We start from the raw sequence: 15,245 nt of genomic DNA, 5'->3' as shown, positions 1-15,245 counted from the left end.
TAGTGACACCGGCACCTCCGGGGCAAAAAAAGCAACTAAAAACAAACTGCCTAAGGTTTCCATCCTCTCCACCGGCGGCACCATTGCAAGCAAGATCGATTACAGGACCGGGGCAGTTACAGCGAGGTTCTCCGCTGATGACATATTAAAAGCGATCCCTGAACTTACGGAAATTGCAGATCTCTCCGGAAGAGCCATCTATAATATACTTTCCGAGAACATGAGGACCGAATATTGGGAAAAGCTTTCCAGGGCGGTGGCAGAAGAGATCAAGAACGGTGCAGATGGAATAATCATTGCACATGGTACTGACACGATGATGTATACAGCTGCTGCACTGGCCTTCATGGTCCGCACTCCTGTGCCCATCGTGTTCGTTGGTTCACAGCGCAGTGCTGACCGGCCAAGCAGTGACAATGCCATGAATGCGATATGTGCAGCTAAAGTCGCAGTAAGCGACATCGCCGAAGTGTGTGTGGTGATGCATGGCAGTGAATCGGATGACCTATGCGATATACACAGAGCCACCAAGGTCAGAAAGATGCACACTTCCAGAAGAGATGCGTTCAGATCCATTAACTCGGAACCTATAGGCTTTGTGGACTATCTTACCGGGGAGATCCACACTCACCTGGAATATACTAAAAGGTCCTCACATCAACTCGAACTTAGAGGCGGCTTCGAGCCAAAATGTGCACTTGTCAAGTTCACACCCGGCGCAAGTCCCGATATAATTTCATATTATCTTGATGCAGGATACAAAGGTATTGTAATCGAGGGTACAGGACTGGGGCATGTGTCATCCGAATGGGTGCCTATGATAGAACGCGCAACAACCATGAACGTCCCTGTAGTAATAACGTCCCAATGCCTTCATGGCCGGGTCTGTGACCGCATTTATGATACCGGCAGGGATATGTTAAAAGCCGGGGCCATTGAGGGAGAAGATATGCTGCCTGAAGTAGCCCTGGTAAAGCTCATGTGGGCGCTGAAACTGTCTGATGACCCCGATACTGTGAAAAAAATGATGACTCAGAACATCGCATTTGAGATCAACGAGAGAAGTTCGGAATAAAGCATCGTTATATAAAAGTAATTACTTTTATACCGCAAGGATCGTTAGTGAGGAAAAAGATCACTACTCATATACAGGTGAATATATGTCATTGAACTTAAGGACACATTATACGTCCCAGATAGACCCGGAAGCTATGAATGGTGCGGAAGTGACCCTGGCTGGCTGGGTGTACGAAGTAAGAGACCTTGGAGGCATTTGTTTTGTCGTGCTGCGTGACCGGGAAGGCCGTGCACAGGTGACCCTGGTCAAAAAGAGAACGGACCCTGAACTTCTTGAAACTGCAAGAAAGCTTGTGAGAGAATCCGTTATCACTGTCACTGCCACGGTCAAAGCCGAAGCAAAAGCCCCGGGTGGGTATGAGCTTATACCTAAGGAGATAATGCTGCTCAATGAAGCAGACTCCCCTCTGCCCATGGATACGACAGGCAAAGTGGAAGCTGAGCTGGACACACGCCTGGACTCGAGGTTCATGGACCTCCGAAGGGACAGGACCACTGCCATCTTTAAGATACGCCATGAGACCTTGCAAGCGGTCCGGAAATATCTTAGTGACAATGGATTCATCGATGTGACAAGCCCAAAGGTCGTGGCAACTGCCACTGAAGGTGGAACATCGCTGTTTCCCATAACATACTTTGACAGAGAGGCTTTCCTTAACCAGAGCCCTCAGCTTTTCAAGCAGATCCTCATGTCAGGAGGGCTTGACAGGGTCTTTGAGATAGGCCCCATATTCAGGGCCGAGGAACATGATACCAGGAAACATCTCAATGAGGCCACTTCTATCGATATAGAGGCAAGCTTCTGTGACCATTTCGATGTCATGGCGATCCTTGAGAACATGATAGCATATGTTTATGCTCATGTAAAAGAGAACGCAGCAAGGTCACTTGAAGTGCTTGGCATAGACCTGCAGGTTCCGGCAGTACCCTTCCCGAAGATGACCTACGATGAAGCACTGGAAATAGTGAATGCCCATGGAGAAGAAACACTCAAATGGGGAGATGACCTGAGCACCCTTTCCGAACATACGATCGGCGCACATGTGTTCAAAGAAATGGGCGTGTCCCACTATTTCATTATCGACTGGCCCACTGAGATCAAGCCGTTCTATGCAATGCCATACGAGGACAGGCCGGAGTTCAGCAAGTCCTTCGACATGATGCACAGGACCATGGAGCTGTCATCCGGTGCCCAGCGTATACACATCCATGATATGCTAAAGAACAGGATCGAGTCCCAGGGATTGGACCCGGAAGGCTTTGATTTCTATCTGAAGGCGTTCAGATATGGAATGCCTCCGCATGCAGGATGGGGTGTAGGCTGTGAACGTCTTGTAATGACAATGCTGGGTGTTGAGAATATACGTGACGTAGTACTGTTCCCAAGGGACAGGCGCAGATTATCCCCATGAGGTGAGTGATAACATGCAGGAAAGGAACGCTACATCTGGAAGTACAGGTAAACAGGCAGCTGGAGAAGCTGCTGCCTGGCTTGTGGAAGACGGCAGCGTGATAGGTCTTGGTACAGGCTCTACCACTGCCTTTGCAATTAAAGCAATAGGTAGAAGAGTTGACGAGGGGCTCGACGTGCTGGCTGTTGTCACATCATACCAGTCTGAAATGCTGGCCATTGAAGCAGGCATACCCCTTACAACACTGGCCGAACACCCTGAACTTGATATCGCCATCGATGGAGCTGATCAGGTAGATACGGATCTGAATGTCATCAAAGGAGGGGGGGCTGCGCACACAAGAGAAAAGGTCGTTGCATTCTCCTCTGATCAATTCGTGGTGGTGGTCGATGATTCGAAAATGAAGGAACAACTTGACCATTTCGTACCAATAGAAGTGCTGCCTTACGCGAAGGAACTGGTCATGAGATGCGTGCGTGAACTGGGCGGAGAGCCACAACTGCGCCTGGCGTCACGAAAAGACGGACCTGTGATCACTGATAACGGGAACTTCGTTATAGATGCATCATTTGGAACTATAGATAATGTGGAAGCTCTGTCCATTTCCTTATCAATGTGTCCCGGAGTGGTTGAGCATGGTATTTTCACCGATGTGACAGATATGGTGTTCATCGGGAATAAGGATGGATCCGTAAAAAGGCTGGATACCCTTTGATAAAAAGGGTATCATTTATTCACATCAAGAGGGCAGGCACACATTTCTATAAGCGCTTCTTCGCCGGTGTGTGAACCACGGGCTATAAGGATATCGCCAGCCTGCACCTGCGTGTTCTTTTTAGGGCTGTACAGCCATTTTTCACCTCTTTTTATAGCCATGACATAGACCCCTGTCTCTGTCTCAAGTTTGAGTTGGCCGAAGGTCTTTCCCACAATAGGCGAGCAGCTTTCCACAGTCAGGCGTGTTATCACTTCATCTGATTGACGTACAGCTATAGTTACGACCGGATGCAGTTCTATATCCCTTAGTACAATGTCAGCTATAGCATATGCTGCATCTGAGATGGACTCTGAGGCATTCGCAAGGTGTAAAAGCCCACGCAGCTGATTGACATCGGAAACATGCTTGGCGGTCTCCAGGACCCAATGCTGCAGTTCGTGCTTCATGCAATCCATCTTATATTCGATGGCCTTGACCTCTTCGGCAATATCCTCATTATCGAAGAGCAACGCCGAATATGCAAGGCCCACAGACATTTCTGCCATATCCTTCATGTCCACAATGATATCTACCGCCTTTTCAAGGTCCTGCAACATTTTTTCATGTTTCACTTCTTTTGGAATGTACTTCTCATTGGTCACAAGCTCTGCGAAAAGTAAAACACCTTCATCATGCCCTCTTGCAAACAGCACATCATCGGCTCTGACCCTTGTTTCATGATTTGGATTGTAGATCCAGTCATTCTGCCTGCGGATGGCTATCACCCACATACCCGTCTCGGTATCGAGTTCAATGTCCCCCAGAGTATGACCTGCAACTTTGGACTCCGGACTGACCGTAGCTCTCACTATGGTCTCAGCTGCTTCTCTTAGAGCAAGCTTCAACTCCATTGGTATGCCCATTTCCATGAGCACTATCTTTGCAATATCCCCGGCAGCATCTGCAATTCCTTCTGAGGCTTGTGCAACCTGCAGGACACCGGCCATCTCTTCGGCCTCTTCCACACGCCTTGTACTTAGCATGGCAGTGATCTTCATGTGATAATAGAGGGTATCCATCTTGTCTTCAAGACGCACTACCTCTTCAGCAATGTCCTCATTATCATAGATCATGGCAGAATATGCCAGGTCCACCATCAGTTCCGAGGTGTCTTTCATCTCAATGAGCATATCCTTCAGGTTTCTTGGAGTGTATCGTATCTCTTTCGGACTCATAATGTTCTATCAGCTCTGATCTATTTTCATTTTAGAATATAGCTTTCCGGTTTATTATATTATAGCATGCTGAACATGCGCAGAGTAATAAATATACCTGCGACACCCACCAGATCTCCCAGGGTCGCAATGATAGGGATCACAGTATCGTCGGGGTCCAGTCCGAACCTGTGGGACATAAAGGATATCAACACGGTCATAAAGAACACAACTGTAAGTTCAATGCCGCCTGCGATCATGCATATTTTGAATAGCACGAACATGCCAATTCCTATTCCCATCAGGTGTCCTGTAACCCAGACTATGAAACTTAACACCGCGCTCGCTGTGAGACCCACTATCAGAGCCGCAAGCACGCTGTTCCTTACGACGGGGTTCTTTGTGATATGACCACCAAGACCCATGTGCAGGGCAGAGGAGATCCTGGCACCCAGCATGCTGCCTGTGTCTCCCCCTATTTTGATGAGCGATGGAATGAGCAACAGAATGATGGGCATGGAAACGAGCTGGTCAAGCCTGTAGTTCAGGATCTGCCCGGTGATGAGCCCGACGAACGAGGTAGTCACCAGGATCGGGAAACCTCTTCCTACGATACCCCTTACTGTGTAATAGGTCATAGGAGAAGCACCGCCTTTGCAGCCAGGAAAAGCATTAACATGGAAACGATGTCTCCGATGGTAGCAATGGCCGGAGTGACCACATTGTCCGGATCGAAACCGAACCTGAACATTCCAAGGGACAGGAAAACCGCTACTACTGCCAGTATAAGCCCTGAAGATACCCCCGCCAGCACAGCTATGAACATGAGCGTCAGCGCACCGGCACTTTCAAGACCGAATGCAATGGTCACGAAATGTCCCAGCAGCCCGAGAATAGCTGAAATGATAAAACTCAGCAACAATGAACCTCCAATGTTATTGGTAAGTTCGGGATTGTTCTCGATCTTGGTGATAAGACCCATGTGTATGGCGCTTCCAAGACGTGAACCCAGAGTACAGGAAATATTGCCGCGCATACCAAGCACGGCAGGCGAGATGACTATCAACCCGGGAATGAGTTGCAGTTCTTCTGTCATGCCGGACAAAATGATGCCTGCTATGACCCCGCCCATGGTCGCTATGATCTCAAAAGGCAACGCTTCACGTACTATCGACGAGATGCTGGCATAGTCACCAATGTACTCCTCGACTATCCCGATCTCATCCTCTTCTTCAGGATGTGCACGGTGAAGCATAGTATCTATTATCTGCATCTTTATATTAAAACACTGTTCTATGGCAAATGTTCACAACTCATCAAAAAAGGCTATATACCCCTAGTTACATTTAGGGTACCGCACAACACTACTCAGTTAGAAAATAAGGGCCCGTGGTCTAGCCGGTCATGACATCGCCTTTACACGGCGGGGATCCTGAGTTCGAATCTCAGCGGGCCCACTTGAAATATCTGATTTTTCTGATGCTGATCTTTTCAATAGACAAAGTATTCTTTTGTCATCATTGAAGTATTAAGCAGAGCCTGTAATTCGTAAATTTATTTGACTTTCGAGAACAGATATGTATCGACCCATTGTGGTAAATGGTTTTCATCTTTTATTTGAATTGTTCCATCGATATCTTTTTCTGCAATTAGGACTGCAGAATCATTCGAATTGTCAAATATATATGCTCTCCTGCATAGCTTTACGGCATCATATAATAAGTTGTTTGATTTTATGTACCTTGTTGTTATTTTGTGATCAGGAACGTCATGTTGTCCCTTTTCAACACGTTCTTTCACTCGTCCTTGGTTAATGGTACTATCTGATGTGCTTATAAAATAAAGATATAGCTGCCATCCTTTTTCTTTAGCACGTTCCATGAATTCAATTTTAGATCCATGTGAAAATACTGTTTCAAATGAAAACAAGCTGATATCCAGGTCAATTAGTTTATCCCGGATGAAATCCGCTGCCAATGAACCCAAATAGGGGTTGTTTAGATCGTTGATAAGACAATTATTTTCAAATTTTATATGTTTAATGTCAATTTTACTTATTGGGAGCAGGGTCGAATCTAAAAGATGTTTTTTGAATTCAGAAATATTTGATTGTATTCCAAACTTTCCAAAATCAATAATTTTTGTAATATTAAGTTTGTCAGGATCAATATGTAATTGTGTATTTATTAACCATGGGTCATCTTCAATGAATTGTTTGACCAGAGTAGATTTACCTGATCCATTCGGACCCGCGAATATTCGGATCCGCTTCATAGTTTATACACAAGTTTTTTTGGGACAACAAATGCATTTTCGAGTGTTTTTATCACTTCGACCCTACCATCTGGGAATTTCCTGACAATAGCATTGCCCTGTTGGATCGTAATAGCTCTGCCATTTTTGAGAGCATCATTTGCTGCATGGGTTGTTGCTTTCCGTGCTAACTCTTCGATGTGTTTAGATTGCTCGTCAGGTGACAATCCCATAGAGTTATTACATGTTGATTGTGTACCGATTTTTTCAGGAAAACTGGGTCGAACATTGGATTTAGCTATTTTTGACATGTAATTTCCTCATCGCCTCGGTATAGTCCAGTATATTATTGTGTACATAAATAAGTTTGTCTTTATCGCATAATTGAGTTTCTCGATCTTATCCAATGGCAAAGATCGATTTGAAGGTGCAGCAGTACCTACTTAAAAAGGAAAAGCATCAATGATCCTCCTAAATTCATCCATAGCCTGCTGCACTTTATTCAAATAATGCGCGCTTCTGACAGTGGCCGGTGCGCTTCCCTGAATGAAATCAACCAAACTTTCAGTCACGCTTTTAAGCTTAAAAGAAAGGAGTTTGCTGCTGGAGCCTCATCTTCAAAAAAACTCAAATGCCTCTTGCCAAAAAGGACAATCTGTCCTCAACAATACGGGATCCTAAAAGTAAATATGCTTCCTTTTCCGACCTCGCTTTCCACCCATACACTGCCACTATGCATTTCAGCATACTTTTTAACAAGGACCAGACCAAGCCCGGTTCCCTGATGCTCACGTGTCATATATGAGTTCAGCTGTTTAAATGGCTGGAAAAGTTTGCCAAGATCTTTCGTTGCAATCCCTATCCCGGTATCTATTACACTAATGTGAAGCATATTATGATAACGCTGCGCAGTAATACCTACATAACCCTTATCCGGGGTGAATTTGATGGCGTTGCTCGTAAGGTTGTAGAGGACCTGTTTGAACTTTATTTTATCCGCACAGATATTTTCAAGGCCTGACTCTACCTTTATGTCAAATTCAATGTTCTTCTTAAGTGCAAGGGGGGATATTAGTGCCTTTATCTCTTCCATTACATCATAAATTGAGAACAATTCGCGGTTCAGTTCCATTTTACCGGCTTCGGCCTTTGAAAAATCAAGGATATCATTGATTAGTTCCAGCAGATGTCTACCGCCTTTAAGAATGTGATCTATATACCTTGCCTGTTTTTCATTCAGGTTCCCGGCAGTTCCTTCGAGCAAAATATCAGAAAAACCTATTATAGAATTAAGCGGAGTTCTCAATTCATGGCTCATGGTAGCCAGGAATTCACCCTTGCTTCTGTTTGCATCCTCAGCAGCGATCTTAGCATTCAATAGGATCTCTTCAGCCTGCTTTCTCTCGGTAATGTCCCTGCAGACGCAGAAGATCAGTTTTTTCCCTCCAAAGAAAGCTGCGTTCCCACTTATTTCCACGTTGATGAAGGTACCATCCTTGCGACGATGCGTAGTTTCATGAATGACCCCTCTATTGTCAGCAAGCCGGATCATTTCCAGCAACTGCTCTTTCGTATAGTGAGTATCCCAATCCCACATGTATAGTGTAAGGAGCTCCTCTGGCGAATAGCCCAGCATTTCAGCGTATCGTTGGTTTGCTTCGCAAACCTTACCATTCTGATCAAGGATAACTATTCCATCTTTTGATTGTTCGATCAGGATGCGCCTTCTGGCTGCCTCCTCTGCAACCCTGTTCTCAGCCTGCTTTCTGTCAGTGATATCCTGTATAGTCCCAATAACTACATTTCTTTCAGCAAAATATTCTGCCACCGAATGTATATCACGGATCTTACCATCATTTTGCCTTGTGATCCTAAAATGAACATCATATGGTCTTTTGCTGCTCACAAGATCCCGGAGTGCCGTATCAAGCATAGAACGATACTCTGGTAAAGGAATAGTTTGTATGTCTTTGATCGTAAGTTGTTTATTTTCTAATCCATAAATGAGGAGTGCTTGTTCAGAAGCATCTACCTTACCGGAACCAAGATCAAATTCCCAGCTCCCAAAGCCTCCCACCTTCTGTGCAGTACGAAGCTGCATTTCTCTCCTTTGCAACTCTTCTTCAGCCAGCTTGTGCCGTGTGATATCCCGGCCAACCCCCAATACACCTATCAAATGCCCATTTGAGTCATACATAGGACTTTTAATGGTTTCAAGGTATTCTCTATGCCCATCATCAGCAAAAATGATCTCCTCCTCATTCATGCTGGGTTTGCCCGCATCCATGGTTTTTCTGTCATTCAGAGTGAAAAGGTCTGCAAGGTCCTTTTCCACAAAATCATAGTCTGTACTGCCGATAATTTTTGCTTCCTTCGCACCGAAAAATCGTTCGAACTTTGGATTACACATCAGATAAACACCATTCTGATCTTTCAACCAGACAAGATCCGGAATGGTGTCCACCAATGTGCGCAATTGTCCTTTGCTATTTAAGAGCGATCTCTCTGTTAGATTAAGGTCCGTTATGTCTTCCCCAACACTGGTAATACTGGAAATCCTGCCACTTCTATCTTTCAGCACAGTATTAGTCCAGGCAATAACTCTTTTATTCCCATCTTTAGTGACGATCTCATTTTCGTGGTATGATGGGAAATCTGCAGTTCCAATTGTTCTTATGAAGACATTTTTTACTTCAGGGACTATCTCTGTGGGTAAAAAAACATCAAACCAATTATTGTTAAGGACTTCTTCTCTGTTCCATCCTGTAAGATCGAGCAAATGATCATTACAGAAAATAATATTTGCATTTGCATCCAGCATAACTCCGGCAAGTTGCAGGTTATTGAGGACACTGGAGAGATAATTTTCAGATCCTTTCTGCTCTGGTTCTTTCATTTCCCGTTTGTTGACATTCACATTTTGCAGGATCACACTTGTGGGATAATTTTTTGACAGCGGCTGGACTTTTAGTAAAAACCAGCATTCTCCAGTGGGACCTATGGATCGATATTTAAATTTGAATACTTCCGATCTGCCTTCGATGACGTCTCTTATTCCCTGGGCTATGGAAAATGCTTCTTCTCCGTTTCCCGTTAAATACACGCAAGCATCTAAAAAATGATTTCCTTCACTTAATGCAACAATATCCAGACCGTTCTTCAGCGCAAATTCTGTCCAGCTTCCATTTGTATAAGTAATGATCCCGGCAGAGGATAATATGATAATAGCATCTTCCCGGAGATCCATTGGATCTGCTTCACGTTGGCTATTTAAAAATGCATCGGTTTTGGAAGGCATGTATGAACCATGTTTTTTTTATATCCATTATATAATAACTGTATTTATATGTTGTCGAAAACATGTAGTATTTTGTCTTGCAGCCTATTACTTAAACAACTCTTTCTCCCTGCAATGGATCAAAACTTTTTAAGATGAAAACTTGATCAGAACTGCAGGCCAAATATGGTCCATAGGACCAAAAATGTGGCAACGATAAATGTTCAGCAGAAAAACATATATGGGTTAATGGGTGATTTAAGCCACAAGGAGAAGGTAATATAGGATCATAGCTCAACCGGACCAAGGACCACCGTTCATTATCCGGCAACAAGGAGGCATTTTGTGTTCACCATTTATAAATCAATAGAAAGCGAGATCATCATCCTTGACAAGATCGAAAAGGGAGCATGGGTGAACATCGTAAATCCCAATGAAAAAGAGATATCCTGCCTTTCTGAAGATCTGAAGATACCGATCGAGCATCTTAAAGCTGCTTTGGATGAAGAGGAACGTGCCAGAATTGAACTGGACGAAGAATGCACCATTGTGCTGATAGATATCCCAGTTGCAAGCAAAGATACATCCGAGAGAGGTATTTACTATACGATACCTCTTGGTATCATCATCACTAACGAGAATATTGTAACTGTTTCTCTAAGGGAGAACTCAGTTATAAGGCCATTTTTAGAGAATACGGTCAAGTCTTTCTGGACATTTAAGAAAACACGTTTTTTGCTACAGATATTTTATCGCAATTCCAAAGTCTATCTCCAATATCTGAGAAACATAGATAAAACAAGTGATGTTATCGAAAGCCGGCTACACAGATCGCTGAAGAACGAGGAATTGATCCAGCTCTTAGAACTTGAAAAAAGTCTTGTTTATTTTTCAACTTCACTAAAGAGCAATGAGATAGTCCTTGAAAAGATCCAGCGGGCAAACCTCATCAAAATGTATCCCGATGATATGGAACTGCTTGAAGATGTAATTATAGAGAACAAGCAGGCTATAGAAATGTCCAATATTTATAGCAATATCTTGACCGGCACAATGGATGCTTATGCTTCCGTCATTTCTAATAACCTGAACATGGTCCTAAAATTTTTAACATCTGTTACTATAATCATATCAATACCAACAATGGTCGCAAGTTTTTTCGGGATGAACGTACATGTTCCATTTGAGAACGATGCCCATGCCTTCATGATAATATTCATGATATCAATACTATTCTCTGTGATATTATCGGTATTTATGGTACGGAAAGAACTGTTCTAAAAGATGTGTTCAGAAGTGTAAATAGTAATTAGAAGGCTGGATGAACTGGTACAGCCTAATTTGTACCAGTTCAATTCAGCATGATCATTTAGCTGATCAGCAATAAGCTACCTTTGAAGGTGCATCTTCCATTACCACTTTTGTGATATCAAGAAGTATAAGCATCCTATCTTCCAGCTTACCAACGCCTTTCAGATAGTTGGCATTGATCTTAGTGGAGATGATCTCAGGCACCGGCTCCACCGTAGATAAAGGCAGTCTCAGAACCTCACTCACTGAATCCACTACCATGCCCACAACATTTTCATCTACTTCTGCTACTATGATGCGGGAATTGTCATCGTGTACCTTTTGCTCCATACCGAACCTTGTATCGAGGTTGATGACTGTTATGATCTTGCCCCTTAAGTTGATGACCCCTTTTACATAATCTGGAGAGTGAGGAATACGTGTGATCTCGGGTATGCGGATGATCTCCTGTACCTGCATGATCTCAAGTCCGAATTCTTCTTCACCGAGCTGGAATACCACAAGTTGTAACAGTTCTTCAGAACGTGTTTCTTTTTTAAGTCCTGTTTCTTTTTTTAGTGCTAATTCTGGCATGAAGATACCTCATAAAATATAAAAGACATTATACAATTGAATTGTATACAAATATTCTTATCAAAACTTGACTCCCCAAAACAAATGGAAATTCAGAGAAAAAACGGCAATCAAAAGAAGTTCTTTGAACTAACTGCCCTGAAAATAAAAAAATACAAGTTACACAGTATTCACTATAAGCTCATAGAACATGAGCGATGTCGTTTGCAGACTAAATGTTCAAAGAAGCTTTATCTCTAAGCCTACAACAGGCTGCCCCAGTCCAAAGTTAACCAACACCTGTGGGTAGAGTTCACCGATGACACCCACTTTATTTCCGTTGACAAGGATATCAGCACGTCTGCCATTTATGAAGGCCGGATCCTCTGATACCACAACCTCATAAGACAGCTGCCTTTCTCGCATAATGGCACCGATTAATTCCCTTACTTCAGTGAAATTCGCACTGGCGTGTATAGCTACTGCAGCAAGATGCAGACCATTTTTACCATTAACAACGACCTCACCTACTTCAAAGATACGCTGAGGTAGTTCCCTGTGCTGGTTAAGAGATAATATTTCCATCAGATTAGGCAAAAGGGTCGTCCTTATCATTGTCTGGTCTTCGCTGATGGGATGCATGACACATGTAACATCATCGGTCACCGGACGGCACATCCATTCAAAGTGGACTTTTTCACTGGTAAGTGTAAACGGCATCACTTCCGAATAACCAAGACCTACCATAATGTTCCTTACATGACCACGCTCCAGTGAGAGCGGATGCTGAGTCCCGATTGTCGCATTCATAGGTAGGATCGGTTTTATGTTCTTGTAGCCGTAAGCTATGGCTATATCCTCTATGAGATCTGAGTTATCCAGGATATCGGCCCTGTAACCTGGGACCTGAACTTCCACGGTGCCTTCTTCAAGCACTTTTGCACCGAACCGCATACTTTCAAGCAATTCAGCGATATCCTCAGGAGATAGCTCGATACCAGACAGGTCCAAGACCTCCTCAGAGGTTAGTTTCCGGACCTCAGGAAACATATCTGGTGTCATGTTCTCAGTACCGTCCGCATTGATGATGCGTACAAACTCCACATGACCACCCCTCTCAGCAAGAGCACTTGTAACGATGATAAGAGCGGTGTATACAGCATCACTAAGACCTGTAACGTCTATAAAGAGATCTGTAGTACCCTCATGCACCCGCGTGAGAGTACCGTTTATGATAGGAGGGAAGGAAAGTACATTACCATTAGCATCTGTGATCAATGGATATTTTGACAGACCATCTACAAGATGGGCAAACCTTACCCCCTTTGGGTGCTTTTCAAGTATTTCCCTCATGGACAAAGGCTCTGTGAAGTCCAGAGGCACGAAACGGAAATCCGGATCAACTGCCTGATATTTGAAAGGCGGTTCGATATGTGCCATGTCATGCACACCAATGGAAACCTTCTTACGATCACGCCCGATAGCCCAGTGCAGGTCTTCCTGCAGGTCCATAAGGGACTTTATAGAAGAAGAGGTGAACTGCATACCTCTTACAACAGCACATCCAAGGACCGGCCTGACCTCATCTATCGCGGCATCTTTATAGATCTCTACACTGTAAGGTTTGACCTCGTACTCGCAAAGCCCTTTCTCAATTCCAAGGAAGCCACGCATGGCCCTCGCGGCACCCTCAACACTGTATAGGTCAGGACGGCTTGGGAAAAACTCGATATCAACATGATCGGTTTCTACCCGTTCGACATCCGCACCGATCATTGGAATACGGTCGATAATGGTTTTCCTATCTGCACCTGTAAGCTTTTCAAGGTCATTATAATCTAGGGTGATCACTGGCATGGAATGTAGCCTCTTGGTTATTGAAGGACTGAATGCTACCTGAACATGAACCATCTGAGATTTAATGTTTTTGTTCAGGACATTCCCAAAATACCTTACAGCATGATCGATACGAGAACCGTGAGCTTACCAAGGTTGCTTCCAAAAAATACCGTGCTGAACCAGATGATAGGTTCTACTGCTGCCAGTAGATAGCATGCATAATTGTTCATTGAACTTCTTACTTTGTTAATGTAATTGGATGCGTAGAACATAACAGGCACAAAACTAAGGGAGATAAAGGGCAGCAGCCCAAAGTATACAGAAAAGACCAGAAGTGCAATGGATGCAAAGTTAAGAAATTTAAGTAATCCAAATTCTTTATGATCGCCCATTACGACTGGAATTGTAAGAAGACCATTCTTTCTGTCACCGTCTATATCTCTGACATCAAATAATATCTGTATGGCGACCATTCTTGTAAACACAAATCCTGCCATGATCAGTGCTGCCTTAGTGATAGGAATGGAATAATAAAAGAAAAAGAACAGAACAAGCAGGGCCCATACAGATGAAACAAAGAAATTCTTAAAGGCGACTATCTTTTTTGTGATTTTCTTGAAATAAGAACTGTAAAGAAGACCAAGCACCAGTACTACAAATCCCAGAAGCATAGTTGTTCTGTTGGTATAGTGCAGGAAGAGCATTGTTAGGACCGCAAAAGACCCTGCAACAACAATATATGTTTTCTTGTTGCCTGAGAGATATTTGGCTCTTACGGAATTGGTCAACAGGTCATCTGCAGCACCCTGAGTATAGTCATAAAGATAGATCGGATAGAATATCAGATAGGTCACAAGAAGAAGGTCCAATCCGATCGGTAAACCGAACAGGAGAGAACACATCGCTACGACGGAAACAGCACCCAGAGCAAAAAGATGACCGCCGAATATGAACTCCTTCCAGAAAGAGATAAGCATTTTTTCAAGATCGATGCTAACTTTATTATCTGAAACATACTTGAACATGGAAACCATGGACAAGACAGGGAATGGACATGCTTGTAAGTATTATGAACATAAAATTATAATTTAGAATGAAAAATATGCGCAGAAAATTGATTTCTTGTTCAAAATAAAAATTCTGTTAATAAAAAAGTATTACTGACAAAGTCAGCTGCAGAAAGCGAATTTATAAAAAACAGAATCAATAGATGCTTTATTTGAAGCAGGACATTGATCCATGACAATTTCAATCAATTGTGAGTGTTCATAAAAATACCACTACAGTTTTCCTTAAACATGCTTTTATATGCTTTTTTTTATCTCAGATTGAAATAATAAAATAAAATACTATTTATAAAACGCCACCAATTGCCACGCGTATATTTAAAATAGATCAATTAAAAGAACATCTACATAAATATTATGTCATAAATATTATATTATTAGTTAAAAATATGTTCACAAATATAGCACATTAAAAATTAAACAGACATAAATGGATTTGAAACGAAACCCAATGAAAAAAAGGATGTATTCAAAATTGAAAATTTAATTTGATCAATGGTAATTTTAAAAGGAAAGCGATAGCAAAATCAGTAGATCGGAAGAGCG

At 43.0% G+C, this 15,245-nt stretch carries 14 protein-coding genes and 1 tRNA gene; 5 read left to right on the top strand and 10 right to left on the bottom strand.

What is annotated here, in order from left to right; genetic code table 11:
- The 3 genes from gatD to rpiA all read left to right on the top strand — a co-directional run.
- The coding region (gene gatD, locus AB7U21_RS05395; RefSeq protein WP_428387550.1) for a Glu-tRNA(Gln) amidotransferase subunit GatD at positions 1-1,075 on the top strand (1,075 nt) is incomplete at its 5' end.
- An 85-nt stretch (positions 1,076-1,160) separates the two neighbouring features.
- Positions 1,161-2,489 (top strand): aspartate--tRNA(Asn) ligase, encoded by a 1,329-nt coding sequence (gene aspS / locus AB7U21_RS05390; RefSeq protein ID WP_428387548.1) that lies wholly within the window; start codon positions 1,161-1,163, stop codon positions 2,487-2,489.
- Positions 2,490-2,502: 13 nt separating this feature from the next.
- On the top strand, positions 2,503-3,204 hold the full coding sequence (gene rpiA / locus AB7U21_RS05385) for a ribose-5-phosphate isomerase RpiA (RefSeq protein WP_428387546.1): 702 nt from the start codon (positions 2,503-2,505) through the stop codon (positions 3,202-3,204).
- Positions 3,205-3,215: 11 nt separating this feature from the next.
- Here rpiA and AB7U21_RS05380 read toward each other — a convergent pair whose 3' ends face one another.
- Genes AB7U21_RS05380 through AB7U21_RS05370 form a run of 3 tightly spaced genes read right to left on the bottom strand, consistent with a single transcriptional unit; the run spans position 3,216 to position 5,655 of the window.
- On the bottom strand, positions 3,216-4,421 hold the full coding sequence (locus AB7U21_RS05380) for a potassium channel family protein (protein ID WP_428387544.1): 1,206 nt from the start codon (positions 4,419-4,421) through the stop codon (positions 3,216-3,218).
- Positions 4,422-4,480: 59 nt separating this feature from the next.
- A complete protein-coding gene (locus AB7U21_RS05375) occupies positions 4,481-5,038 on the bottom strand; it encodes a magnesium transporter (RefSeq protein ID WP_428387542.1) in 558 nt (185 codons plus the stop codon).
- Complete coding sequence (locus AB7U21_RS05370) at positions 5,035-5,655, bottom strand: magnesium transporter (RefSeq protein WP_428387552.1); 621 nt, start codon at positions 5,653-5,655, stop codon at positions 5,035-5,037. The genes AB7U21_RS05375 and AB7U21_RS05370 overlap by 4 nt, the downstream gene beginning before the upstream one ends.
- Positions 5,656-5,783: 128 nt before the next feature.
- Here AB7U21_RS05370 and AB7U21_RS05365 point away from each other — a divergent pair.
- Positions 5,784-5,857: transfer RNA gene (locus AB7U21_RS05365), tRNA-Val, on the top strand.
- Between the two features lie 97 nt (positions 5,858-5,954).
- On the opposite strand, the gene AB7U21_RS05360 is transcribed toward AB7U21_RS05365, so the two are convergent.
- The 4 genes from AB7U21_RS05360 to AB7U21_RS05345 all read right to left on the bottom strand — a co-directional run bounded on the left by AB7U21_RS05360 (position 5,955) and on the right by AB7U21_RS05345 (position 9,951).
- Complete coding sequence (locus AB7U21_RS05360) at positions 5,955-6,674, bottom strand: hypothetical protein (RefSeq protein ID WP_428387540.1); 720 nt, start codon at positions 6,672-6,674, stop codon at positions 5,955-5,957.
- Positions 6,671-6,964: a hypothetical protein gene (locus AB7U21_RS05355; protein ID WP_428387538.1), complete on the bottom strand. Its 294-nt coding sequence runs from the start codon at positions 6,962-6,964 to the stop codon at positions 6,671-6,673. Before AB7U21_RS05355 ends, AB7U21_RS05360 begins: the two co-directional genes overlap by 4 nt.
- 132 nt (positions 6,965-7,096) lie before the next feature.
- Positions 7,097-7,225 carry an integrase gene (locus tag AB7U21_RS05350; RefSeq protein ID WP_428387536.1) on the bottom strand — a complete coding sequence of 43 codons (129 nt, stop codon included), beginning with the start codon at positions 7,223-7,225 and terminating at the stop codon, positions 7,097-7,099.
- 89 nt (positions 7,226-7,314) lie between these two features.
- Positions 7,315-9,951: a PAS domain-containing sensor histidine kinase gene (locus AB7U21_RS05345; protein ID WP_428387534.1), complete on the bottom strand. Its 2,637-nt coding sequence runs from the start codon at positions 9,949-9,951 to the stop codon at positions 7,315-7,317.
- Between the two features lie 324 nt (positions 9,952-10,275).
- On the opposite strand from AB7U21_RS05345, the gene AB7U21_RS05340 reads away from it, so the two are divergent.
- Positions 10,276-11,211: a magnesium transporter CorA family protein gene (locus AB7U21_RS05340; RefSeq protein WP_333787582.1), complete on the top strand. Its 936-nt coding sequence runs from the start codon at positions 10,276-10,278 to the stop codon at positions 11,209-11,211.
- A gap of 96 nt (positions 11,212-11,307) precedes the next feature.
- On the opposite strand, the gene AB7U21_RS05335 is transcribed toward AB7U21_RS05340, so the two are convergent.
- The 3 genes from AB7U21_RS05335 to AB7U21_RS05325 all read right to left on the bottom strand — a co-directional run bounded on the left by AB7U21_RS05335 (position 11,308) and on the right by AB7U21_RS05325 (position 14,666).
- The gene (locus AB7U21_RS05335) at positions 11,308-11,814 is read right to left on the bottom strand and encodes a chemotaxis protein CheW (RefSeq protein WP_333787581.1); all 507 of its coding nucleotides are present in this window, start codon (positions 11,812-11,814) and stop codon (positions 11,308-11,310) included.
- A gap of 219 nt (positions 11,815-12,033) precedes the next feature.
- Positions 12,034-13,650: a phenylalanine--tRNA ligase subunit beta gene (gene pheT, locus AB7U21_RS05330; RefSeq protein ID WP_428387531.1), complete on the bottom strand. Its 1,617-nt coding sequence runs from the start codon at positions 13,648-13,650 to the stop codon at positions 12,034-12,036.
- Positions 13,651-13,745: 95 nt separating this feature from the next.
- Complete coding sequence (locus tag AB7U21_RS05325) at positions 13,746-14,666, bottom strand: UbiA family prenyltransferase (protein WP_428387529.1); 921 nt, start codon at positions 14,664-14,666, stop codon at positions 13,746-13,748.
- Between the last annotated feature and the right edge of the window lie 579 nt (positions 14,667-15,245).

This window comes from Methanomethylovorans sp. (genome assembly GCF_050177135.1).
GTDB lineage: Archaea > Halobacteriota > Methanosarcinia > Methanosarcinales > Methanosarcinaceae > Methanomethylovorans.
Note: the sequence above shows the minus strand (reverse complement) of the source record. Positions and strands in the feature narration are given on the sequence as shown.

Coding starts and splice junctions, on each gene's coding strand:
- aspS (WP_428387548.1), top strand. CDS start 1,161: ATGTCATTGAACTTAAGGACACATTATACGTCCCAGATAGACCCGGAA.
- rpiA (WP_428387546.1), top strand. CDS start 2,503: ATGCAGGAAAGGAACGCTACATCTGGAAGTACAGGTAAACAGGCAGCT.
- AB7U21_RS05380 (WP_428387544.1), bottom strand. CDS start 4,421: ATGAGTCCGAAAGAGATACGATACACTCCAAGAAACCTGAAGGATATG.
- AB7U21_RS05375 (WP_428387542.1), bottom strand. CDS start 5,038: ATGACCTATTACACAGTAAGGGGTATCGTAGGAAGAGGTTTCCCGATC.
- AB7U21_RS05370 (WP_428387552.1), bottom strand. CDS start 5,655: ATGCTTCACCGTGCACATCCTGAAGAAGAGGATGAGATCGGGATAGTC.
- AB7U21_RS05360 (WP_428387540.1), bottom strand. CDS start 6,674: ATGAAGCGGATCCGAATATTCGCGGGTCCGAATGGATCAGGTAAATCT.
- AB7U21_RS05355 (WP_428387538.1), bottom strand. CDS start 6,964: ATGTCAAAAATAGCTAAATCCAATGTTCGACCCAGTTTTCCTGAAAAA.
- AB7U21_RS05345 (WP_428387534.1), bottom strand. CDS start 9,951: ATGCCTTCCAAAACCGATGCATTTTTAAATAGCCAACGTGAAGCAGAT.
- AB7U21_RS05335 (WP_333787581.1), bottom strand. CDS start 11,814: ATGCCAGAATTAGCACTAAAAAAAGAAACAGGACTTAAAAAAGAAACA.
- pheT (WP_428387531.1), bottom strand. CDS start 13,650: ATGCCAGTGATCACCCTAGATTATAATGACCTTGAAAAGCTTACAGGT.
- AB7U21_RS05325 (WP_428387529.1), bottom strand. CDS start 14,666: ATGGTTTCCATGTTCAAGTATGTTTCAGATAATAAAGTTAGCATCGAT.